The 22,137-nt window shown below is 68.3% G+C and carries 21 protein-coding genes; 7 read left to right on the top strand and 14 right to left on the bottom strand.

Going from position 1 to position 22,137, the window contains the following annotated elements:
- Positions 1-106: 106 nt before the first annotated feature.
- Entirely contained in the window at positions 107-754 is a 648-nt protein-coding gene (locus VLK61_RS19500; RefSeq protein WP_325423286.1) for a TetR/AcrR family transcriptional regulator, read from the bottom strand.
- A gap of 89 nt (positions 755-843) precedes the next feature.
- Between VLK61_RS19500 and VLK61_RS19495 the strand changes: the two genes are divergently transcribed.
- The 3 genes from VLK61_RS19495 to VLK61_RS19485 all read left to right on the top strand — a co-directional run bounded on the left by VLK61_RS19495 (position 844) and on the right by VLK61_RS19485 (position 3,379).
- Positions 844-2,406 carry an FAD-binding oxidoreductase gene (locus VLK61_RS19495; protein ID WP_325423285.1) on the top strand — a complete coding sequence of 521 codons (1,563 nt, stop codon included), beginning with the start codon at positions 844-846 and terminating at the stop codon, positions 2,404-2,406.
- Positions 2,403-2,771, top strand: a complete 369-nt coding sequence (locus VLK61_RS19490) for a c-type cytochrome (protein WP_325423284.1) — start codon at positions 2,403-2,405, stop codon at positions 2,769-2,771. Before VLK61_RS19495 ends, VLK61_RS19490 begins: the two co-directional genes overlap by 4 nt.
- A 62-nt stretch (positions 2,772-2,833) precedes the next feature.
- Positions 2,834-3,379: a hypothetical protein gene (locus VLK61_RS19485; RefSeq protein ID WP_325423283.1), complete on the top strand. Its 546-nt coding sequence runs from the start codon at positions 2,834-2,836 to the stop codon at positions 3,377-3,379.
- 63 nt (positions 3,380-3,442) lie between these two features.
- Here the strand turns inward: VLK61_RS19485 and VLK61_RS19480 are convergent, their stop codons facing one another.
- The 13 genes from VLK61_RS19480 to VLK61_RS19420 all read right to left on the bottom strand — a co-directional run bounded on the left by VLK61_RS19480 (position 3,443) and on the right by VLK61_RS19420 (position 17,485).
- Positions 3,443-4,300 carry a hypothetical protein gene (locus VLK61_RS19480; protein ID WP_325423282.1) on the bottom strand — a complete coding sequence of 286 codons (858 nt, stop codon included), beginning with the start codon at positions 4,298-4,300 and terminating at the stop codon, positions 3,443-3,445.
- A gap of 63 nt (positions 4,301-4,363) precedes the next feature.
- Positions 4,364-4,627, bottom strand: a complete 264-nt coding sequence (locus VLK61_RS19475) for a DUF6471 domain-containing protein (RefSeq protein ID WP_325423281.1) — start codon at positions 4,625-4,627, stop codon at positions 4,364-4,366.
- Between the two features lie 21 nt (positions 4,628-4,648).
- Complete coding sequence (locus VLK61_RS19470) at positions 4,649-5,092, bottom strand: hypothetical protein (protein WP_325423280.1); 444 nt, start codon at positions 5,090-5,092, stop codon at positions 4,649-4,651.
- Positions 5,093-5,146: 54 nt separating this feature from the next.
- Positions 5,147-6,955: an ATP-binding protein gene (locus VLK61_RS19465; protein WP_325423279.1), complete on the bottom strand. Its 1,809-nt coding sequence runs from the start codon at positions 6,953-6,955 to the stop codon at positions 5,147-5,149.
- 81 nt (positions 6,956-7,036) lie between these two features.
- Positions 7,037-7,744 carry a PspA/IM30 family protein gene (locus VLK61_RS19460; protein ID WP_325423278.1) on the bottom strand — a complete coding sequence of 236 codons (708 nt, stop codon included), beginning with the start codon at positions 7,742-7,744 and terminating at the stop codon, positions 7,037-7,039.
- 103 nt (positions 7,745-7,847) lie between these two features.
- Positions 7,848-8,714, bottom strand: coding sequence for a hypothetical protein (locus VLK61_RS19455; RefSeq protein WP_325423277.1), 867 nt, complete (start codon positions 8,712-8,714; stop codon positions 7,848-7,850).
- A 37-nt stretch (positions 8,715-8,751) separates the two neighbouring features.
- Positions 8,752-9,621 (bottom strand): ABC transporter ATP-binding protein, encoded by an 870-nt coding sequence (locus VLK61_RS19450; RefSeq protein ID WP_325423276.1) that lies wholly within the window; start codon positions 9,619-9,621, stop codon positions 8,752-8,754.
- Positions 9,618-10,418 (bottom strand): ABC transporter permease, encoded by an 801-nt coding sequence (locus VLK61_RS19445; RefSeq protein ID WP_325423275.1) that lies wholly within the window; start codon positions 10,416-10,418, stop codon positions 9,618-9,620. Before VLK61_RS19445 ends, VLK61_RS19450 begins: the two co-directional genes overlap by 4 nt.
- Positions 10,419-10,447: 29 nt before the next feature.
- Complete coding sequence (locus VLK61_RS19440) at positions 10,448-12,163, bottom strand: phosphate ABC transporter substrate-binding/OmpA family protein (protein ID WP_325423274.1); 1,716 nt, start codon at positions 12,161-12,163, stop codon at positions 10,448-10,450.
- A gap of 13 nt (positions 12,164-12,176) precedes the next feature.
- Positions 12,177-12,884: a methyl-accepting chemotaxis protein gene (locus VLK61_RS19435; protein ID WP_325423273.1), complete on the bottom strand. Its 708-nt coding sequence runs from the start codon at positions 12,882-12,884 to the stop codon at positions 12,177-12,179.
- A gap of 127 nt (positions 12,885-13,011) precedes the next feature.
- A complete protein-coding gene (locus tag VLK61_RS19430; RefSeq protein WP_325423272.1) occupies positions 13,012-14,871 on the bottom strand; it encodes a TRAP transporter large permease subunit in 1,860 nt (619 codons plus the stop codon).
- Between the two features lie 69 nt (positions 14,872-14,940).
- Positions 14,941-15,963: a TRAP transporter substrate-binding protein gene (locus tag VLK61_RS19425; protein ID WP_325423271.1), complete on the bottom strand. Its 1,023-nt coding sequence runs from the start codon at positions 15,961-15,963 to the stop codon at positions 14,941-14,943.
- 61 nt (positions 15,964-16,024) lie between these two features.
- The gene (locus VLK61_RS19420; protein WP_325423295.1) at positions 16,025-17,485 is read right to left on the bottom strand and encodes a mannitol dehydrogenase family protein; all 1,461 of its coding nucleotides are present in this window, start codon (positions 17,483-17,485) and stop codon (positions 16,025-16,027) included.
- A 231-nt stretch (positions 17,486-17,716) separates the two neighbouring features.
- On the opposite strand from VLK61_RS19420, the gene VLK61_RS19415 reads away from it, so the two are divergent.
- The 4 genes from VLK61_RS19415 to VLK61_RS19400 all read left to right on the top strand — a co-directional run bounded on the left by VLK61_RS19415 (position 17,717) and on the right by VLK61_RS19400 (position 22,137).
- Positions 17,717-18,481 (top strand): GntR family transcriptional regulator, encoded by a 765-nt coding sequence (locus VLK61_RS19415; RefSeq protein WP_325423270.1) that lies wholly within the window; start codon positions 17,717-17,719, stop codon positions 18,479-18,481.
- A gap of 20 nt (positions 18,482-18,501) precedes the next feature.
- Entirely contained in the window at positions 18,502-19,710 is a 1,209-nt protein-coding gene (gene manD / locus VLK61_RS19410; RefSeq protein WP_325423269.1) for a D-mannonate dehydratase ManD, read from the top strand.
- 14 nt (positions 19,711-19,724) lie between these two features.
- Positions 19,725-20,759 carry a Zn-dependent oxidoreductase gene (locus VLK61_RS19405; protein ID WP_325423268.1) on the top strand — a complete coding sequence of 345 codons (1,035 nt, stop codon included), beginning with the start codon at positions 19,725-19,727 and terminating at the stop codon, positions 20,757-20,759.
- Between the two features lie 148 nt (positions 20,760-20,907).
- Entirely contained in the window at positions 20,908-22,137 is a 1,230-nt protein-coding gene (locus tag VLK61_RS19400) for a WD40/YVTN/BNR-like repeat-containing protein (protein ID WP_325423267.1), read from the top strand.

The following is a 22,137-nucleotide window of genomic DNA, read 5'->3' as shown; positions in this document are numbered from 1 at the left end:
GTTGCGCTTGGGGCCGGCGGCATGTCGGTAGTGCCGGTAGTGCCGCGAACGGTAGGAGGGTCGGCGCGTCGGGTCTGTCGTGCGCAGAAAGGACAAGCGCTGCCGTTCAAGCCGGCCGCTGCATGCCCGCGGCGACGAATCCGGCGATCTCGTCGATCACACGCGCCCAGTCGGGCTGGCGGCGGCGCTGGTCGAAGAACTGCGCCACGCGCTCGCCGTAGGAGTGCGAGACGATGATCGCGCCTAACGCGCAATTGAAGCGCCAGTAGAAGGTCTCGGCATCCAGCGCCGGGCAGGCGTGTCGCATCAGCGCATTGAACAGCGCGCTGGTGTCGTAGACCACGCGGCGCATGATCTGCATGAAGGCCGGCGCCGGCTCCAGCAGCGCACGGCCGTAGAACAGGCGCGTCGTTTCGCGTTCGGCCGCGCCGCCGCCGGCCAGGATGGCCGGCTCGATCAGCGCCAGCACCAGCGTGCGCACGTCCAGCGCCAGGCCGGCGGCGAGCGCTGCTTCGCATTCATGCAGGCGTTCGAGCTGGCGCAGTTGCACCGGGCCGAAGCGGCGCTCGCAGACCTGGCGGAACAGCGCTTCCTTGCTGCCCCAGTAGTGGTGGAAGGCGCTCAGGTGCGCGCCGGCTTCGGCGGCGATCAGGCGGATCGCGGCACCCTCGTAGCCGCAACGGATGAACACCGATTCCGCGGCGGCCAGAAAGCGTTCGGCCGTCGGCCGGGTGGCGGAACCAGGGGTTTTCATGAACTCCTTGGGGATGACAGGCAGTGGCCCGGTCACCAGCCTAGCATGCGGCATTGGTACGAGCGTACCAGAGGCTTCCGGAGAGGCGAATGCCCCTTGTACCGCTGAAGATGAGCGCCGCGCAGCTGGACCGGGCGCTGGCCGCGATGGCCCGCGTGGTCGGCCGGGACCAGGTGTTCGCCGCCGAGGACGATCGCCGCAGCTACCGCGACGCCTACGGTCCCAGCCACCGCAGCGACCACCAGCCGGCCGCGGCAGTGGCGCCGCAATCGACCGAGGAGCTGCAGGCCCTGCTGCGCATCGCCAATGAGCACAAGCTGCCGCTGTGGCCGATCTCGCGCGGCAAGAACCTGGGCTACGGCGGCACCGCGCCGGTGCTCAGCGGCAGCGTGGTGCTGGACCTGAGCCGCATGAAGCGCATCCTCGAGGTCGACGTCAAGAGCAACTACTGCCTGCTCGAGCCCGGTGTGAGTTTCTTCGACCTCTACCAGCACCTCACGGACAACAAGCTGCCGCTGTGGATGTCGGTGCCGGCCAACTCCTGGGGCAGCGTGGTCGGCAATGCGCTGGAGCGCGGCATCGGCTACACGCCGTATGGCGAGCACACCGACCGCATTTGCGGCCTGGAGGTGGCCTTGCCCAGCGGCGAGCTGCTGCGCACCGGCATGGGCGCGATGAGCGGCAACAAGGCCTGGCGCAGCTACAAGTACGGCTTCGGCCCGGCCTGGGACCAGATGTTCGTGCAGTCCAATTTCGGCGTGGTCACCAAGATGGGCCTGTGGCTGATGCCCGAGCCCGAATCGACGCTGACGATGCAGTTCGAGCTCGACGAGCCGCAGGACCTGGTCTGGGCGCTGGACCTGCTGGGCGAGCTGCGCATGCGCCGCGTCATCGACAGCCACGTCACCATCGGCACGCCGCTGCGCACGGCCAGCCTGTTCACCCAGCGCAGCGAGTGGTACAGCGGCCCCGGCGCCGTACCCGATGCCGTGGTGCGCGAGATGGCCAAGAAGTACGGCGTCGGCTGGTGGACCTTCGCGATCCGCCTGTTCGGCTATGAAGAGGTCAACCAGGCCAACGCGCGCATCATCAAGGCGGCCTTCGGCAAACACAGCACGCGCGAGTTCAAGGAAAGCACCTGGCGCCGCGGCGAGCCGCTGCCGCGTGCGGCGGTGCAGGTGCCCACCACCTTCTTCCTGCAGGCCGTGAACTGGCACGGCGGGCGTGGTGGGCACATGGGCTTCTCGCCGATGCTGCCGCATGGCGGCGAGGGTGCCTACGCGCAGTACCTGCGCACCAAGCAGCGCTTCGACGAATTCGGCATCGACTACTACGGCGGCTTCACGCTGGCCGAGCGCTATGCCACCAACGTCAACATCGTGCTCTACGACCGCGACCAGCGCGACATGACCGATCGCGCCTACCGCATGATCGACCAGTTGGTGAAGGACACCGCACAGGCCGGCTACAGCGAGTACCGCGCCCACCTGAGCTTCATGGATGGCGTGGCCGAGACCTACGACTTCAACCACCATGCGATGCGGCGCCTGAACCAGACGGTGAAGGATGCGCTGGACCCCAACGGCATCCTCGCGCCGGGCAAGTCGGGCATCTGGCCGCGCCGATTTCGCGCTAGCAAGGAAACGACATGAGCGCTGTTCGCACGGGCCTGGTGCCCCTGGTGCTGGTGGCGTGCTTTGCGCAGGCGGCGCTGGCCCAGCCGGCACCCACCACAGCCGGCAAGCGCCTGTTCGACGCCCGCTGCGGCATCTGCCATGGCCGCGGCGGCACCGGCAGCTTCATGCTGGCCAAGCGCCTGGGCCAGGACAAGGCGCTGCTGGCCGAGCGGTCCGATCTCTCGGCCGACTACGTCAAGGCGATCGTGCGCAATGGCATCCTCAGCATGCCCGGCCTGACGCGTGGCGAACTGGCCGACACCGAACTCGAGGTCATCGCCGCCTACCTGGAGCGCCCGGCATCCGAACGCACGGCACGGCCGGTGGAGGCGCCCAAGTGATCCAGCGCCGGCATCTGTTGCAGGCCGGCGCCGTGGCGCTGGCCGGGCCAGCCTCTTGGCCGATGGCGGCTCCCTTGGCGCCGGGGCGGGTGACTGCGCCGGTGGGCGGGGTGCCGCCACGCCGCATCGTCTTCTTCGACGAGCGCTATGCCGACAGCTGCGCCTTCGCCCAGGCCTTCGAGGCCGACCAGGCCGTGGCCAGCGCGCAGGACGTGGCGCGTCTCTGGTACGGCGGCCTGCAGGCAGATGCACGCACCTGCAGGCTGCAGCTCGCCGGACTGACGCTGCCATCGGACCACATGCTGCTGGCCGGCTTTGCCGAGGAAGCCGGCCTGACCCTGCACTTCGAGACCTGGCACGATGGGCGCGGCCCTGCGCTGACCCACCACATCACCCGCGGCAGCTTGCCGGCGGCGCTGAGCCATGCGTTGCGACAAACACGTGGCGAGGCCAGGACCCACGGCCGACCCGCCTGGGCGCGGACCCTGGCGCTGGCGCTGCGTTCCGAGCTCAGTACCGTCGCCGTGCCGCCCGCGGCCGGTCGCATCGTGGGCGCTGCTCCCGCCGCCGACATGCCGGGCATGCTGGTGTCCTGGCTGATCGCTTGAAGGGCTGCGGCGCGGCGGCCGCCGGTACAGCGCTTCGCGGTCCCGCTGGGTCGCCGCGGCCGCCTACGGCGCGGCGATCGCGAAGAACCGGGCGTGGTCCTGGTCGAATGCACGAAAGCCGGCGACCAGCCCCTCCAGCGCTTCGCTGGCCGACCCGGCCGCCAGGAAGCGCAGCGCCAAGCGGGCGCCCTCCGCGGCATGATCGAAGTGATCGGCCTCGACACCGCCGCCATGGCCGCTGTGCACGCCCACCCAGGCATAGCAGCGGTGCGTGCCGCCGGCCAGCTCGACGGTCGAACGCAGCAGGTGCTGCACGAGGTCGTTGCGATGCAGGCGCAGGTGTTCGTCGATCAGCGAGAACTCCCGGTCCGCCAGCAGCTCGGAGCCCAGGTGGTAGCCCATCGCGGCAAAGGTCTGCGCCACGCGGCCACGCGCGGCGCTCGGTTGGCCCGCGAGTTGGCCCGCGAGTTGGCCCGTGTAACCGGCGAGCACGGCCTCGTTGACCTCGCGCAGCGCCGCCGGCTCGGCTTCGTCCAGCACCTCAGGCCCGAGGCCGAAGAAGCCCTGCATGCTGATCAGCGCGGCCTGCGCCATGCAGCGGTGCGAGTCGCGCGCCGGGTTGATGTGGTCGTCGTATTCGTCGCGTGCGGCATCGAAGAAGAAGCTGGCGATGTAATTGCTGCGGTCCGCCGTGGCGCGGGCGAAGCCGGGCTCGCGAAACAGGTCGCGGCTGTTGCCGACCAAGCTGGTCAGCGCCGCCACGCCGTTGGCAAAGCAGCCGTTCCACGATGCGTAGTGCGCGAAGAAGCGCAGCACGTCGGCACCGCTGGACAACACGGCCAGGCGCTGGCGCACCCGCAGCTCCACCGCCTCGAAGTCCACCAGCGACCGGAAGAATGCCTCGTCCAGGGTTGTGTCCATGCCTGCCTTCTCCCGTAAAACGTGACCCCCTCGGGGGCCTGCGCCGTTGTCCCCGCTAGCCAGCTAGCGGGCTGGGTTGCCGCGCGAGCTGCCGCGCTCGGCCGGCAGGTTCAGCGCCTGCACGTCCAGTGCCTGCAGGATCTCGATCAACTCCAGCGCGGTGAACGAGGCCCGCGAGTGCTTGGACATCAGGCTGCCGGCGGAGACCTTGCGGTCGCGCCCGGACACCTTTTCGGCGATCTGCGCCCAGCTCATGCCGCGTTCGGCCTTGGCGGCGTTGATGCGCCGCTTCAGCCATTCCGCCGCATCGGTTCTCGGCACCGACATCACCCGCTCCGCGCAGCAAGGTCAGAGCGTCTTCGCCAGCGCGGCCACCGACTCCGGGTCGGGCAAGTGCGCCAGCGAAGCGATCAGCGTGTCCTTGACCTGGACCAGCAGTTCATCGACCCGCGGCGCGGCCACGCCGAGCTGCTGCGCCAGGCCGAGCACATGCTGGCGTTCGGCCTCGGTCAGGTGGCCGTCGGCATAGCCGGTCATCAGGCACATCAGCACCAGTTGCTCGGCGAATTCGGTGTCGCCGCCCAGGCCGGTCAGCGCGATGCTGGCGTTCTCGGCTTCGGCCATCACCGCCGAGAAGGCCGGCATGCCCGGCTTGCGCTGCTCGTCGTAGAAGGTCTGGATCAGCGCCACTTCCTTGGGGTGCAGGCCGTCGATGCGCGCGGTCGAGAGCATGCATTCGACCAGGGCGAGCACCTGCGATTCGGGCATCGCGTCAGCTTGAATATCACTCACTGTCATCTCCTTCATGAACAAGGGTCCTGCCCGAGCGCCAGCGCCCGGGCAGGGTCAACGCCCGAGCGCAAGCGCGCGGGCCTGGTGCAACTGGGTCTGGATGTCGGCGATCGACAGGCGCCTGAAGCGCTCGGGCAGCAGCGAACGCCGGGAGGTTTCCGAGACGGCGAGCAGTTCCATGAAGCGGATCATGTCGCTCTCCTGCGGCGGCATGAAATCGTCCTTGGCCTCGCGCAAGGCCTGCAACAGCGACAAGCCCTGCCGGCGCTCGCGGAACTCCAGGCCCAGCAAGGTCAGCGCTTCCAGGTCGGCATTCGAGTAGCCGGTCAGATCGCCGCACAGCTCGGCCAGCTCGTCGGCGCTGCATTCGGCACTGGATTCGTCGGCCCGGTCATAACGCCTGATCACCGCGGCCACGACGGCGGCGCGCTCTTGCGCCGTCTCGCAGTAGAAGAACGGGATCTTGCGGTCCATGCGGCCGGGCCGCTTGATATCGGTGTCGAGCTTGTCCGGCCGATTCGTCAGCATGATGAACAGCACCAGACCGCGGTTCTCGGTGTCCGACATGAACTCCTTCAGCCGCGCGATGATGCGCGAGCTGGTGCCCTCGTCGCCGCCTTCGCCGCCGCTGTTGCCGAAGCTGCGGTCGCCTTCGTCGATCAGCACCGCAATCGGCCCCATGGCCTTGACGGTGGCCAGCACACGCTCCAGGTTCTTCTCGGTCGAGCCGACCCACTTCGAGCGGAAATTCTTGAGCGCCACCGCGGACAGCCCGGCCTCTTTCAGGAAGGCCTTGATGACGAAGGTCTTGCCGGCGCCCATCGGGCCGACGGCCAGCAGGCCCATCGGCGTCAGCTTGCTGTTGCCTTCGCGCAGGCTGCGGGCGATGTCGGCCAGCTCGCCGGTGATGTGGTTGGCACCGCCCACGGCCGACAAGCCGTGCCGGGGCTCGACGAACTCGATCAGCCCGGCACATTCCTTCTCGATCAGCTCACGCTTGCGGGCCTGGATCAGCCGCAGCACGTCGTCGTCCGGGTCGGCCGAGGGCAGCGATTTCGTCGGCTCCACCAGCTTGACGATTTCGTCGGCCGTCATGCCGGCGGTGATGCCGGCAAAGCGCTTGGCACGCTCGGCCGCGTCGGGTGCACTGCCCAGCAGCTGCAGGATCAGCTTCTCGCGCTCCTGCTCCGACATCGAGTTGTCGCCGGACGCGCGCATCAGGCTCTCGATCTGCACCGAGCGCAGCCCGGCCATGCGTTCGGCATACAGCCGCACCTGCGTGTCGCCGAGCTTGGGACCGAGGCTGCGCACCACGTCGATGCGGGTGGCCAGGTCCGGCATCGGCACCTCGATGGCCGCCACCTTCGGGTTCGACAGCAGGCCCTGGTTCAGCGAACCCAAAGTCTCGACGATGATGAAGCTGATGTTGTCCGTTGCGTTGAGCTTGCGGTCCAGCGACCAGCGGTGGAACAGCGTGCCGATCTTGCGGTCTTCGGCCGAGACGAAGCCGGCATCCTCGCCCGGCATCAAGGTATCGGCATAGGGCACGATCACCGCGGTGCCGTGGCTGCTGCGCAAGTGGCGTTCCAGGCTGTGCAGCTGCGACAGCAGATCGCCGCCCTGGTCCAGCGTGACCTTGCCCTTCAGGCACTGCACGCCGAACTCGGCCGAGACCTCGACCACGGTGGTCTTGGTCTCCTCGACGAACACGCCGGTCAGGAACTCCTTCAGGTCGAGGAACTGGCCGTTGACCAGGAAGATGTCGAACACATTGCGGTACAGCACGAAGGTCGACGCCTCGCCGGCGAGGTACTTCTCGCGCACCAGTGCAGCCCAGCGCGGCAGTGTCGCCTTGGGGTTCATGTCGCCCCCTTGGCGCTGCGCGCCGTCCCCCCGAGGGGGAATTCGCCTTTCGGGCGGCCGTTCAGGCTCATGTCGCGGCCCTCAGAGGCTCTTGCCGCTGCTGGCTTCAGCGGCCTTGGCGGCCTTCATCTGCTCCAGCTGCGCGCGGGCGGTGACCGCACCGGCGCTGCGGTTCAGGCTCTTCAGCCGCACGTCCAGGTCGGACTGGCGCAGCTCCGCGCCGAGCTTGGCTTCGGCCACGCGGCCCTTGATGTGGTCGCGCACGCCGGACAGCGCCTTGACCTCGGCATCGATCGACAGGCCGTCGAGCGATTCCTGGATGTGCAGGCGCGCTTCGGCGCTCTGGAACTTGGCGATCATGCGGTCCTTCTCGGCCTTCAGACGGTCGATCTCACCCTTGATCTCCAGCAACTGGTCCTTGGCCTCCTCGGCGTCCTTGTCGGCCTCGGTGAAATCGGCTTCCAGGTCCTTGCTGCCTTCGTCCAACGCGTTCTTCTTCTGGATCAGCACCATCGCCAGGTCGTCCTGGTTGGTGGCCAGCGCGGCGTTGAGCTGCGTGGTCACCTTGGCCAGGTCGGCCTTGGCGGTGCTCAACCGGTCTTCCAGCTCCAGCCGGCGCGCGATGATGCGGCCCGAGGCCTGCTTGAGCTTGGTGTACTTCTCGGTCATCGAGGCGATCGAGTTCTGGTACGCGATCTCCGGATGCTCCTTCTCGATGTCGGTCACCCACAGCGCGACGAACCCGGTCCAGAGGTTCCACAGGCGGCCCATGATTGCGTTGTTCGCCATGATCTTGCTACTCGCTTTCTTTGCTGACCTTCGATTCCACCGCGCTTGATCCCAAACTTGGGTCAGCGGGTGGTGCTTGCTTCACACACGATCCGGTGGCGGATCACTTCGATTGACCGACGGCACGTCGTTGCGCGCTGGCCGCAGCCTCCTGGGCCCGGGCCGGGACCGCATCATGGCGTGCCGGCCCGAGCGCATGTTCGACGTCGAGCGCCGCCTCCTCGGCCAGGCGCAGCTTGGACACCGATTCTTCGAGCATCTGGCCCAGGTTGCCGGCCCGCGGCGAGGACATCACCATCTGATAAACCTCCTCCAGCCGCACCGGCATCGAGACCAGCGAGGCTTCGAGCGCACTGCGCCGGGCTTCCATGCGCGACTGCCGGGCGATGGCCTCTTCGTAGTCTGCCTTGGCCTGGCGCAGCTGCTGTTCGTCATCGCGACCGAGGCCGCCAGCGTCGAGCCGGCGTTGCACATCGCGCAGCTTGTGGGACACCGCCGATGTCAGATCGACCTTCGCGCCGCCGCGCATCACCGCGTCGCTCAGGCACATGCGCAGGTAGTCCAGCGTCAGGTCGTCGAGCTGCTCGACCTCGCGCTCGGTGAGCGCGGTGCTGCTGTCGCCGGCCATGCGGTACAGCGAGGTCACCCTGCTGCACATCTGTGCATAACGTTCGACATGCGGGGAGCCGCCGTGCGACGCGATCTCTTGCGACAGCTGCTCGTGCCGCGCATGGCGCGCGTTCACGCGGTCGCGCTTGTCCACCCAGGCGCGGAACGGCGGCAGGCTGGGCACGATGACCAGGCCGACCAGTTCGACTGCCGCCAGCGCCAGCAGGCCGAGGCCCAGGCCGTCGGCGCCCCAGGGCAGCGACAGGCCGAGCGACACCGTCAGCAACCCCAGCGACAGGGCGGTGTTGACCGGATGCTTGAGCGCGGCCAGCCAGTAGGGGGTGCGCTGAGAGCTGCTCACACCGCCCCCGTGCCCCTGCGGAGAGTTCCGTCGGTGTTCACACCGTCACCCGCATGTTGCCCCGTCCGCCGGAGGCGCGCAGGTGGGCGACGACGCGCTCGTACATCACGCGCACGTCGGCGCCCATCAGCCACTGCTGGCTGCGCGGCTGGCGCTCGGTGATCGTGAAGTCGTCGATGATGCGCGCCGGCTGGGTCGACAACACGATCACGCGGTCGCCCAGCAGCAGCGCTTCGGTCACGTCGTGCGTGACGAACACCACCACGCAGGGGTGGGCCGCGTGCAGCCGGCACAGCAGGTCCTGCATGTTCGAGCGGGTCTGCGCGTCCAGTGCGCCGAAGGGCTCGTCCATCAGCAGCACGCGCGGCCGCAGCACCAGCGCACGCGCCAGCGCCACGCGCTGGTTCTGCCCGCCCGACAGCTGCGACGGGTACTGGTCGCGCTTGTCGGCGAGCCCCACCTCCTGCAGCATCTGGTCGACCCGCTCGGTGGCTTCCTTCGGCGGCACGCGGCGCTTCCATTCACTGAAGCCGAAGGGGTACAGGACGTTCTCGCGCACCGTCATGTCCGGGCGGTTGGCGTAGTGCTGGAAGACCATCACCGTGTCGGGGTGCGGGCCGACGCAGGCTTGGCCATCGATCTCGACCCGGCCCGAGGTCGGCGTGGCCACGTTCCACGGCCGCACGCCGCCCAGCATGCGCAGCAAGGTCGACTTGCCGCAGCCGGACGGCCCGAGCAGCATGTTGATCGAGGGTCGCTCGAACGTGAGATTGACGCTGTCGAGCACGCGCAGCATCTTGCCGTCCGGCTGCTCGTACTCCTGCACGATGTCAGTGGCCGCCACCAGCGGTTTGGCCGCCGTCTGGGCGGGCGCTGCGGCCGTCTTTCCGAGCGCTGCCGCGGTCATGCCTTGGTCTCCCACTTGAAGAAGCGTCGCTTCAGCCACATCAGCGTCTGGTAGGTGAGCAAGGCCACGCCGATGATCACGATGATGCCGGCAAACACCTGGTCGGTGGCGCTGAGCCGGCGCGCATTGGCGATCAGCTGGCCCAGACCTTCCTGGGCGTTGACGTACTCGGCCACGGTGATGTAGGTCCAGCTCACCGACACGCCGACGATCACCGCGTCCATGATGCGCGGCATCGCCAGCGGCACCAGCACCTTGGTGATGCATTCCCATTGCGTGGCGCCGATGTCCTTGGCCGCGATCATGTATTCCTCCGGCACCGAGCGCACCGCGTCGCGCACCAGCGGCGTCAGGTAGACGATGGAGCCGACGAACAGGAAGGCGATCTTCATGAATTCGCCGATGCCGAACCACATCACCATGATCGGCAGCAGGGCCGCGACCGGGGCCGAGCGGAACGGGTCGATCAGCGGCGAGAAGACCGCATTGACCTTGGGCGACGCGCCCATCAGCACGCCCAGCGGGATGCCGATCACCATCACCAGCAGCGAGGCCGCGGCGACGCGGCCGACCGACCACATCGTCGCCACCGCCAGAGGGCTCTTGCCTTCGTACCAGCCGAGGTAGGCCATGGCCTCGCCGACGGCCAGCGGCGAGGGCAGCTGGTTCTTGCTGAGCAGGCCGGAGGCCGACAGCAGCGACCAGACCAGCAGCACGGCGATCACGCTGCCAACGCCGATCAGGCGCTGCTGAGTCGCGGGCAGCGCGCGGTACGGGTTCCAGAAGTCCGTGGTCATGCTATCCGCGACCTGAGTGGCAGCGACGGTCAGCGCGCGAACACGGCCAGCCGGGTCGAGCGGTTCAGCGACCGGCACTCTTCCAGCGTCATGTCGGCGCCGCTCGGGTTGCGTTCATCGCACAGCGGCCGCGTCGAACCGTAACCGCTGACGCGCAGCCGCGCCTTCGGGATCTCCCACTGCTTTTCGAGGTAATCGGCGACGGCCTTCGCGCGCACCATCGACAGCGCCTGGTTGGCACTCGCCGAGCCCACCGAATCGGAATTGCCGCTGAGCTCGAAGTAGGCGCTGCCGTTGTTCTCGATGAAGGGCACCATCTCCTTGTCGATCACCTGCTGGGCGCGCTTGGACAGCTCGGACGAACCGGACGCGAAGGACACCGCCACCGGCTTGGTCACCGCGGCCGGAGACGCCATCGCCGTGGCGCGGCCCTGCTCGGAGAAGGTCTGCGTCGGCTGGGCCGCGACCTCGGTGGCCTTCACGTTGCGCTGCAGCGCGGCCTTGACGAAGCGGTAGTCGTAGCTGTCCTGCGGCGTGACCACCGGCGATTTCGGGTTGGCCAGCGAACCGGCCGCGCGGTAGATCTCGTCGAAACGGGCGTAGACGCGCTCGTAGTGGTTGACGCCGCCGGCCAGGCCGAGGATGCGCGCGTTGTCCGCCAGGTCGGTCCACACCAGGTTGGTGAACAAGCCCTTGACGAAGGGCTTGCCTTCCTTGGAGGCCAGGACCTTGAAGTACTCCTTGGTCGCGATCAGTGCGTCGACGGCCTGGTCGGGGTTGGCCCGCGCGGCGGTCACGCCTTCGAGCCAGCCGTCGTGGAACTTCTGGAACAGCTCCAGGTTCTCCGGCTTGGCCAGCTCGCGCTGGTCGCAGACGATCACGTCGTAGATCAGGTTGGTGGCGGTCTTGGTCGAGTAGACGACCCGCGAGCCCTTGACCTCGCGCAGCGCCAGCGACAGGTCCGGGTCCCACAGCACCGCGGCGTCGACGTTGCCGGCCACGAAGGCCGCGCGCACGCCGGCGGTGCCTTCTTCGGCCTTGATGAAGATCGTCTTCACCTGCTTCTTGGCGCGCGCCGTCATCGACGAGCTCTCGATCGCATCGATCAGCATGCCGTGCGAGGGCGTGTACTGCAGCAGCGCGACGTTCTTGCCGGCCAGGTCCTCGATCTTCTGGATCGCCGGGTCACGGGCGATCACCGCGTCGGCGCCCTGGGTGTTGTCGACGATGACGATGGCCTTGGCGTCGTGGCCCGAATTGCGCAGGTTCGGCTGCTCCTGGGCCCAGAAGTCGGACGTGCGCCAGGCGCACTGCGCGGCCTTCGATTCGAACAGCGTGGTCAGCGTCGGGATGTCGTCGTTGATGACGAACTCGATGTTGGCGCCCAGCTTGGCGTAGATCGAGCCGGGCTGCGTCTTCAGGCTGTTGCCGTTGGCCAGCAGCGCCGGCGCGTAGCCGTGGAAGCTGACCAGGCTGACGCGCAAAGGGTTGGTGGCACTGCCCAGGCGGCCGCTGGCGGTGGGCGCCTTGTCGCCCTTGCCGGGGGTCGCCGTGCCGGGCGTCGTGGCCGTGCTGCCGGTGCTGCCCTGGGGCGCCTTGCCATCGGGCGACAGCACCACCGCCGGGCCAGCGCCGCCCTTGCCGAAGCGCTCCTTCAGGAAGAAGTTCCAGCCGATGGAGGCCAGCGCCGCCAGGCCGATCAGCACCAGCAGTATCTTGGTCAGAGGACCGAGTCCATATTTCATAACGAAGCTTTCCTCAAGTCGTCTTGGCGCCGCCGAACTGCGCGATCAGTGCGTTCAACTCGCCCATGGCCTGCGCCAGGTGGCGCAGTTCGCGGTTGGCATTCTCACGCTTTGTCTGCAGCGCGCTTTCCAGCCCGGCGCCCTGCTGCGCGCCGCGGGCGATTTCGCGCGCCAGCAGGCCTTCGAGGTCGGCGATCTGGCGCCGGATCTCGGCCACCGCGGTGTCCTGGCGCTGCGTCAGCTCGCTCACCAGGGCCTGCGTCTCCTGTTCGGCCTGGTTCAGGCCGATGCGGATGGACGCGGCATGTGCTTCGATCGCGGCCACCTTGGCTGCGGCGTCACGCTGGGGGTCTTCGATGGACCAGGAGTCGTCGGCCGCATCGATGGCCTGGATGGTCTGGTGGCGCAGCGCCGGGTCCATGGCCTTCAGCCCGTCGAGCAAGCGCAGCAGCCGCTCCGCCGGGTAGGCGCAGGGCGGCACACCGGCTGCGGTGTAGACCTGCTCCAGCGTCATGCCGGTGCTTTCTTCGACCGGCGGCGCTGCGTCGGCCGCGGGGAATGCCGGCGCCTGCGCCGTGCTGCTCTCGGCGGCAGGGTCGGCATGGTGGGCGCCTGCGGGGTCGGAACCCGTGCTGCTGGTGTCCGCCCCTTCGGCCCCTGCGGCCATGTCGTCCGGATCGTCCACTCGGCGAACCAGGCCGGCTCGCTCGAGAAGATTCATCATGCCCTTCATTGTTCCCTCCCCGCGCGAATTGGCTTCGCAGCCGAAAATCCTCGCACATCGGAAAGAACTCTGTCAATCAAGCAAGCTTCGAGTCGCCTCGGAAAGATAGGGGTTCAGCAGCGGCTCACAGGAAGCCGATCGAGAACCAGGGCACGAACACCAGCAGCAGCAAGGCGATGAACAAGGCCGCCATGTGCGGCCAGACGCGCGGCATGGCGACATCCGGCGACACCCGGCCGATGGCGCAGGCGGCATAGAAGCCGACACCGAAGGGCGGTGCGAACAGGCCCAGGCCCATCGCGAAGATCACGACCATCGCGTAGTGCACCTCGTGCACGCCGACGAGCTTGGCGATCGGAAACAGCAGCGGGCCGAACAGCACGATGGCCGGGATGCCTTCCAGCAAACTGCCCAGCACGACGAAGGCCAGCGCCGAGACCAGCAGGAAGCCCATCTTGCCGCCGGGCACCGCGGTCATGATCTTTACCAGGTCCTGCGCGAAGCCCGATTGCGTCAGCGCCCAGGCCATCGCGGTGGCGCAGCCGACGATCAGCAGGATCGCGCCCGAGAGCGAGGCCGTGTCCAGCAGCATCGGATAGATGCGGCGCCAGTCGAACTGGCGGTAGATGAACAGGCCCGCCAGCACGGTGTAGAAGATGCCGATGGTCGACACCTCGGTCGCGGTGGCCACGCCTTCGACCACGGCGCTGCGAATGATCACCGGCAGGGCCAGCGCCGGCAGCGCCACCAGCAGCAGCTTGACGATGTCCTGGCGGCTGGCCCGTGTCACGCCCCGCATGTCTTCCTTGCGGGTCTGCAGCCAGACGACGAAGGCCATCAGCACCAGGCCGACCACCGCGGGAATCAGGCCGCCGATGAACAGCGCGGTGATCGACACGCCGGTGACCGAGCCGACTGTGATCAGCACGATGCTCGGCGGGATGGTCTCGGACATCGCGCCGGAGGCCGAGAGCAGGCCGATCAGATCGCCATCCTTGCTGCCGCGCTTCTTCATCTCCGGGAACAGCGCCGGCGCCACCGCGGCCATGTCAGCGGCCTTGGCGCCCGAGATGCCCGAGACGATGTACATCGCGCCCAGCAGCACGTACTGCAGGCCGCCGCGCACATGGCCGATGAGGCCGACCAGGAAGTTGATCATCGCGCGGGCCACGCCGGTCATCTCGATCAGCGCGCCGAGGAACACGAACAGCGGCACGGCCAGCAGGATCAGGTGCGACATGCCCTCCTGCACCCGGTTCGGCATGATCGACAGCGGCGTCGAGGTCGAGAACGCCAGGTAGCTCATCGTCGCCAGGCCGAAGGCAAAGGCAATCGGCACGCCGATCACGATGCAGCCGACCAGCATCACCAGGAAAAAGATCACCAGGTTCAGGTTGCCCAGGCCGGCCAGCGCCGGCGAGAGCAGCCAGAACGCCGCGCCGCCGCCGGCCACCGCCGCCGCACCGACGACGATCTGCAGCCGGCCCGGCTGCTCGATCAGCCGCGACACCGCCGTGACCAGCATCAGCACCGCGCCGACGAACACCGCGGCGGCGCGGTAGCCTTCGCTGATCTCCAGCACCGGCGTCGAGACCTCGATCTCTTCGTGCAGCCGCTCCCAGGCCGGGCCGATCAGCATCGTCAAAAAGGCCACGACCAGGCACATGCCGAAGGCGTCGACCCAGGCGCGCTTGCCAGGCGACAGGTCCTTGACGAAGGTGGTGAGTTGCATGTGGGCGCCGCGGCGCAGCGCGATGCACGAGCCCAGCATGGCCAGCCAGAGGAACAGGATGCTGGCCAGTTCATCGGTCCACGGCAGCGGCGCGTGCAGCGCATAACGCGCAAAGGCACCGCCACCGAGGATGAGGATTTCGGCCAGCACCAGCACGGCGGCGGGCACTTCGGTGATCCAGGCCAGCAGCCGGTCCAGCCGCGGGAAGGCGGCCGGCGAAGTGGTGGCAAGCGGATCGGCGGCATGTGACATCGACGGCTCCAGCAGGTGTGGCTTCAGCAGGTGGTGTGGGGCGGGGCGTTGCAGCGTGGCGGGCCGGGCTCAGATCAGGCGGCCGGCGTACTTCTCGAGCTTGCTCCACACCTCGTCGCCGTACTTGGCCTTCCATTCGGTGTAGAAGCCGGCGCTCTTCAACAGCTCGCGGAAAGGGCCCGGGTCGGGCCGGTTGAACGTGACGCCCAGCTTGCTGAGCTGGGCCTGCGCGTCCTGGTTCAGCTTGGCGATGTCTTCGCGCTGCTTCAGCGCGGCGGCGTTCAGGTGCTGGACCAGGGCCGCCTGCACTTCCTTGGGTAGTGCCTGCATCTTCTTCGCGTTGCCGAAGATGAAGTGGCCGTCCCAGGTGTGGCCGGTCAGCGAGCAGAACTTCTGCACCTCGTACAGCTTGGCGCTCTGGATCAGGGCCAGCGGGTTCTCCTGGCCGTCGACCACCTTGGTCTGCAGCGAGGAATAGAGCTCGCCGAACGGAATCGCGGTGGGCGAGGCGCCCAATGCCTTGAACATCGAGATCCAGAGCGGAATCCCGGGCACGCGGATCTTGAAACCCTTCAGGTCCTCGGGCGTGTTGATGGCCTTGCTGGACGTGGTGATGTTGCGGTAGCCGTTGTCCAGGCACTTGTCGAAGGCAAACAGGTTGACCTTGGCCAGCGCGCTGCGCACATGGGCGCCGAGTTCGCCGTCCATCGCGGCCCACACGGCGGCGTAGTCCTTGAACGCGAAAGCCACGCCATTGATGCCGGCGGTCGGCACCAGGGTCTGAAGATTGGTGCCGGCCGTCGACATGAAGTCGATGGCGCCGGCGCGGGTCTGCGAAATCATGTCCGGCTCGCTGCCGAGCTGGCTGGTCGGGTAGACCTGCAGGTCGACTTTGCCGCTGGTGTCCTTGCGGATGGCTTCGGCCGCTTCCTTGATGCGCAGGGTGCCCGGGTGGTCGGCCGGAAATGCGGTGCCGTACTTGAGCTTGATGTCGGTGCCTTGCGCCTGGGCGAAGCGGGTGGGCAGCGTGCTGGCCAGGCCGGTGGCGGCGCAGGCGGTGCCGAACTGGCGGCGATTGAGTTGGAAGGTCATGGCAAGGTCTCCTGGAGGTGGGCGCAGGCGGGGAGGGCGCTGCGGCGAGGGCAGGTCGAGGTCAGGTGCTGAGCAAGGCGGTGATGCCGCCCTGGCGCAGCGTCGAGAGGTGGGCGGCCAGGCGTGCGACGAAGGCCGCTGGCCAGGCCTCGGCGCCGAACACGGGGGCGTGGGCCAGGGCTGCCTGAACGGCATCCTGCGCTCGGCCGGCGGAGCGCAGGCGTTCGACCAGCTTCGGTGCGCCCGGGTCGCTGATCACCAGCGGCACACCGCTGTCGCTGCGGCCGGTGTCGAGGTAGTGCAACCAGGCGGCCAGCGCACGTTCGAGCTGCGGCCGCTGCACGCCGGCGGCCAGGCTTTCGCGCAGGGGGGGCAGCCAGCGCACCGGCACCTTCTGCGTGCCGTCCATCGCGATCTGCTGCGTGCGGTGCGCGAGCGCGGGGTTCCCGAAGCGCTTGAGCAGTTCGCCGCAGTAGGCCGGCACGTCGTAGCCCGGCGGCGCGGCCACGGTGGCACACAGGTCGTCTCGCATCAGCCGGCGCGCGAAGGCGCCGACCAGCGGGTGAGCCATCGCGTCCGAGACGCTGTCCAGCCCGCACAGCTGGCCCGCGTAGGCGATCGCCGAGTGCGTGCCGTTCAACAGGCGCAGCTTCATCGCCTGGTAGGGCCGCACGTCGCTGGTCAGCACCGCGCCGGCGTCTTCCCACGCCGGGCGCGGGCTGCTGAAACGGTCTTCGATGACCCACTGCGTGAAGGGCTCGCAGACGATGGCCGCTTCGTCGCGCAGGCCCAGCCGCGCGGCGACTTCGTCCAGCGAGGCCGGCGTGGCCGCGGGCACGATGCGGTCGACCATGCTGTTGGGCAGGCCGATGTCGGACTCGATGCGGCGTGCCAGGCCCGCATCGACCTGGCCGGCGTACTGCACCAGCAGTTTGCGCAGCGTGTCGCCGTTGCCGGCCATGTTGTCGCAGCAGACGATGCTCAGCGGCGCGCCCGGCGCGCGGCGCCGGATGCCGGCGGCCAGCACGCCCAGCGTGGTCTGCGGGGCCTCGGGGTGGGCGATGTCATGGCGGATGCCGGCGTCGGCCAGGTCCAGGTCGCCGGTGGCCGGGTTCTGGCTGTAGCCCTTCTCGGTGACGGTGCTGGTGACGATGGCCGTGGCCGGGTCGGCGATCGCGGCCATCACCTGCGGCAGGTCCTGCGGTGCGTACAGCGCGCCGCGCAGCGCACCGACGATGCGCGTGTGCGCCTCGCTGCCATGCCGCTCGGTGACCGAATACAGATGCCCCTGCGCCGCGAGCACCTGCGCCACGCGCGGGTCGCGCAGGCTCACGCCGACGATGCCCCAGCGCTTGTCGCCGGCGGCGATCACGGCCTCGGTGTAGAGCGCCTGGTGCGCCCGGTGGAAGGCGCCCAGGCCCAGGTGCACGATGCCCGTGGCCAGCCGGCTGCGCTCATAGGCCGGCAACACGGCAGCGCCGACGCGCAGGCTGCCCAGCTGCAAGGGCGACAGCTGCGCCATCAACGCCGCCTCTGCTGGGTCAACCGCGGATTGCACATGCACTTGTCTCCCCTCGGGTTGGCAGAATCTGCTGATGATCGTTGAACACTACCATGGTGCCATGGCGTATAACAGCATGATAGAAGCTGATTTCCGACGAAATACTCCGTGTTAACCCCTAAACACGCCTCGATATTCAACACACTACCATGGTGTAAAATGGCCACTCACAAGCCGAGCTTCCGTTCCGACATGTCCACCCGAGCCCCCGCCCGTGCCAGCGCCAGCAAAGCCGACGCTCCGCCGGCCGACGCCGCTCTGGCCACCGCGCTGGCGGGTTTCACGCTCGACCCGGCGCGTTCCTATACCGCGCAGGTGCACGACGCGCTGCAGCAGGCCATCCTGCGCGGCACGCTGCCGCCGCGCACGGCGCTGTCCGAAGCCACCATCTCGTCGCTGATCGCCGTCAGCCGCACGCCGGTGCGCGAGGCGCTGGCGCAACTGGCCGAAGAGCAGCTGGTGCTGATCTACCGCCAGGTCGGCACGCTCGTCGCGCCGGTGCGCCTGTCGCTGCTGGAAGAAGGGCGCTTCGTGCGCAGCACGCTGGAGTGCGCCAACCACGTGCAGCTGGTGCAGGGCATCACGCCGGCGCAACTGGCGGAATTCGGGCAGATCGTCGAACGCCAGCGCAGCGCTGTCGCCGGTGGGCAGATCGATCAGTTCAGCGAACTCGATGAATTGATGCACCGCCGCCTGTTCGAATTCGCCGGTCGCGAGCATGTCTGGACCATGCTGGAGCCGATCAAGCGCCAGTTCGACCGGGTGCGCTGGCTGCTGCTGGGCCACGTGGCCGGCCATGCCGACCGGGCCTTGCGCGAGCACGAGCAGATGCTGGCGCAGATGGCCGCGCGAGACGTCGCCGGGCTGGGCGCCAGCGTGGCATCGCACATCAACCACATCACCGAGCATGTCGCCGCGCTGCGGCTGCAGGCGCCGGAGAGCTACTTCGCGGACTGAGCGTCCGCCGAGGACATCACTTGAAGATCGAACGCATCCAACTCATCGTCACCTGTCCGGGCCGCAACTTCGTCACCGTCAAGGTGGTCACCGACGAAGGGGTTCACGGGCTGGGCGATGCCACGCTCAACGGGCGTGAGCTGGCTGTCAAGGCCTACCTCGAAGAGCATGTCGTGCCCTGCCTGATCGGCCGCGACCCCCGCAAGATCGAGGACATCTGGCAGTACCTCTACCGCGGTGCCTACTGGCGGCGCGGCCCGGTGACGATGACCGCGATCGCGGCGATCGACATGGCCTTGTGGGACATCCTGGGCAAGCTCGCCGGCATGCCGGTGTACCAGCTGCTGGGCGGCAAGAGCCGTGATGGCCTGATGGTCTACGGCCACGCCAACGGCCGCGACCACGCCGAAGCGGTGGACGCCGTGCAGCAGCATGTCGAACAAGGCTACAAGGCCATCCGCGTGCAGTCCGGCGTGCCGGGCCTGGCCAAGACCTATGGCGTAGGCAAGACCCAGGGCTTCTACGAGCCGGCCGAAAAAGGCCTGCCGCCCGAAGAGCCCTGGGACACCGCGCTGTACCTGCGCCACACGCCCGAGCTGTTCCGCAAGGTGCGCGAGGCGGTCGGCCCGGACGTGCACCTGCTGCACGATGCCCACCACCGGCTGACGCCGATCGAGGCCGCGCGGCTGGGCAAGTCGCTCGAACCGCACCACCTGTTCTGGATCGAGGACGCGACGCCGGCCGAGAACCAGGAGGCCTTCCGCCTGATCCGCCAGCACACCACCACGCCGCTGGCGGTGGGCGAAGTCTTCAATTCGATCTGGGACTGCAAGGACCTGATCAGCGAACAGCTGGTCGACTACATCCGCGCGACGATCGTGCATGCCGGCGGCATCAGCCACGTGCGGCGCATCGCGGACTTCGCAGCCATGCACCAGGTGCGCACCGGCTTCCACGGCGCCACCGATCTGTCGCCGGTGTGCATGGCGGCGGCAGTGAACTTCGGCCTGTGGGTGCCCAACTTCGGCATCCAGGAACTGATGCCGCACACGCCGCTCACCGACGAGGTGTTCCCGCACAACTACCGCTTCGAAGACGGTTACCTGGTGATGGACGAGGTGCCGGGCCTGGGCGTCGACATCGACGAAGCGCTGGCCGGGAAGTACCCCTACGAGCGGGCCTATTTGCCCGTCGCGCGCCTGCGCGACGGTTCGATGTGGAACTGGTAGCCAAGGAAACCATCATGTTGAGCGTTGTCGTCGAAGAACCCCGGCGCATGGCCCTGCGCGAGCGGCCGATGCCGCAACCCCAGGCGGGCGAGCTGCGCGTGCGCGTGCGCTATGCCGGCATCTGCGGCTCGGACCTGCACATATTTCATGGCCAGAACCCCTTCGTCACCTATCCGCGCGTCATCGGCCACGAGTTCGTCGGCCGTGTCGATGCGGTGGGCGAGGGCGTCAGCACCGAGCGCCTGGGCCAGACCGTGGTGGTCGACCCGGTGATCAGCTGCGGCCAGTGCCATGCCTGCCGCATCGGGCGGCAGAACGTCTGCAGCCGGTTGCAGGTCATCGGCGTTCATCGCGACGGCGGCTTCAGCGAATACGCCTGTGCGCCGGCGAAGAATGCCTACCTCATCCCGCCCGGTCTGGCGCTGCCCGGCGCGTCGGTCATCGAGCCCTTTGCGGTGGCCGCCAACGTCACCCACCGCACCGGCGTGCTGCCCAGCGACGTGGCACTGATCTACGGCGCCGGCGCGGTGGGGCTGAACCTGCTGCAGGTGCTGAAGAAGGTGCATGGCATCCGGACCTTCATCACCGACCATGTCGACGAACGCCTCGCGCTGGCGCTGGGCTGCGGCGCGGCGCCGGACGAGATCATCAACACCCGCCGCGAGCCGCTGCCCGAGGCCCTGGCCCAGCGCGGCGTGGAAGGCGGGCCGACGCTGATCTACGACGCCGTGTGCCACCCGGCCATCCTGGAAGAAGCGGTGCGCATCGCGGCGCCGGCCGGCCGCATCGGCATCCTGGGTTTTTCTCCGACGCCGTCGGCGATTCCGCAGCAGGAACTGACAAAGAAGGAGCTGACGCTGTACGCCTCGCGCCTGAACTGCGCGATGTTCCCGACGGTGATCGACTGGATCGCCCGCGGCCTGGTCGACCCCGGCCACATCGTCACCCACCAGGTCGACTTCCACGACGTGGCCGGCGCCTTCGACCTTGCCGAGCGCAACCCGCGCGAGAGCTGCAAGGTGCTGCTCGACTTCGGCACGGACGGCTGAGGGGCTTGCGACCGCCGTAGCGGCCACAGCGCCCGGATTCACGCCGGCGCGGAATTTCGCACGGGCCGCTGCACGATGTGCCGATGCAGCTTCACGCGGCCCGGCCGCCTGTCGATAGCGTTGGGACGACACGCGGCCAGGAGCCCTCATGCGCAAGTTCTTGTCGGGTCTTGCGGCCCTCATGGCCACCACCGCCCTCATGGCGCCCGTACCGGCCCGGGCCGGGACCAACGCCTGGACGGCCTTGCCCAGCCCGACCGGCAGCGCGCTGATCAACGTGATCAGCGCCCAGCCCGGCATTGCGCTGACGCGCTACGCCGCCACGCAAAGCGGCATGTACATCTCGCGCAATGGCGGCCAGAGCTGGCAGCTCAGCAACAGCGGCATCGTGCCGACGCCGGCGGGCTACTACATCGTCAACGACCTGGCGATCACCTCGACCAGCCTCTACATCGCGCCGAATTTCCTGCAGAAGAGCAGCGACGGCGGCAACTCCTGGGTCACGACCGGCTGGGTCACCGAGAACCCGCAGGCGCTGGTGCTGGCGGTTCATCCCGGCAACCCGAACACGGTTTACGCCGGGTCGAACCAGGGCGTCTACAAGTCCAGCGACGGTGCCGTCACCTGGAAGTACCTGGCCGGCAACTCGCCGGTGTATGCCTTGACGGTCGACCCGGGCAACCCCGCGGTGATCTTCCGCGCGGTGGCCTCCGGCATCTACCGGAGCACGGACGCCGGCCTCAGCTGGAGCCAGGTCAGCACGCAGCTGACCAGCGTGAGGACGCTCGTCGTCGACCCCGGCCATTCGATGACCGTCTACGCCGGCACCAACGGTTCGGGCGTCTACAAGAGCATCGACGGCGGCAGCAGCTGGCAGCCGATCAACCGCTGCCTGCCGGCGGGGCAGTGCGCGCCGCTGACGCTGGACCGGACCTGGATCAAGAACATCATCGTCGACGCCGGCACCGTCTACCTCGGCGCGACCGAGGGACTGTTCAAGTCGGTGGACGGCGGCGCCAGCTGGACCCAGGCCAACAACGGCCCGATCGGCGTGTCGGCCATGATGCTCGACCCGCTCAATGCCAACACCGTGATCGCGGCCTATGGCAACCAGCTCTACAGCTACACCTTCTCGGCGGCCAGCGACGCGGACCGCATCTTCAACTGGGCCGAGGCGAGCTACCCGCAGTATTTCGCGCCTGCTGGCGCGCCGACCCAGCTGATCTCGGGCTACCAGGCGCGCTACTACAGCGCGACGCAAAACTACGTCGGCACGCTGGATGGCCAGGTGTACGTGCACGGCGCCGTGTTCGGCGGCCTGCTCTACGTGGGTACCACGGCCCAGTTGCTGCCGCTGGCGCTGGCCGCCGGCTACTGA

Origin of the sequence: Aquabacterium sp. (genome assembly GCF_035476535.1) — a bacterium.
In the GTDB taxonomy this organism is placed as follows: domain Bacteria; phylum Pseudomonadota; class Gammaproteobacteria; order Burkholderiales; family Burkholderiaceae_C; genus Pseudaquabacterium.
This window is presented reverse-complemented; position numbering and strand designations above follow the sequence as displayed.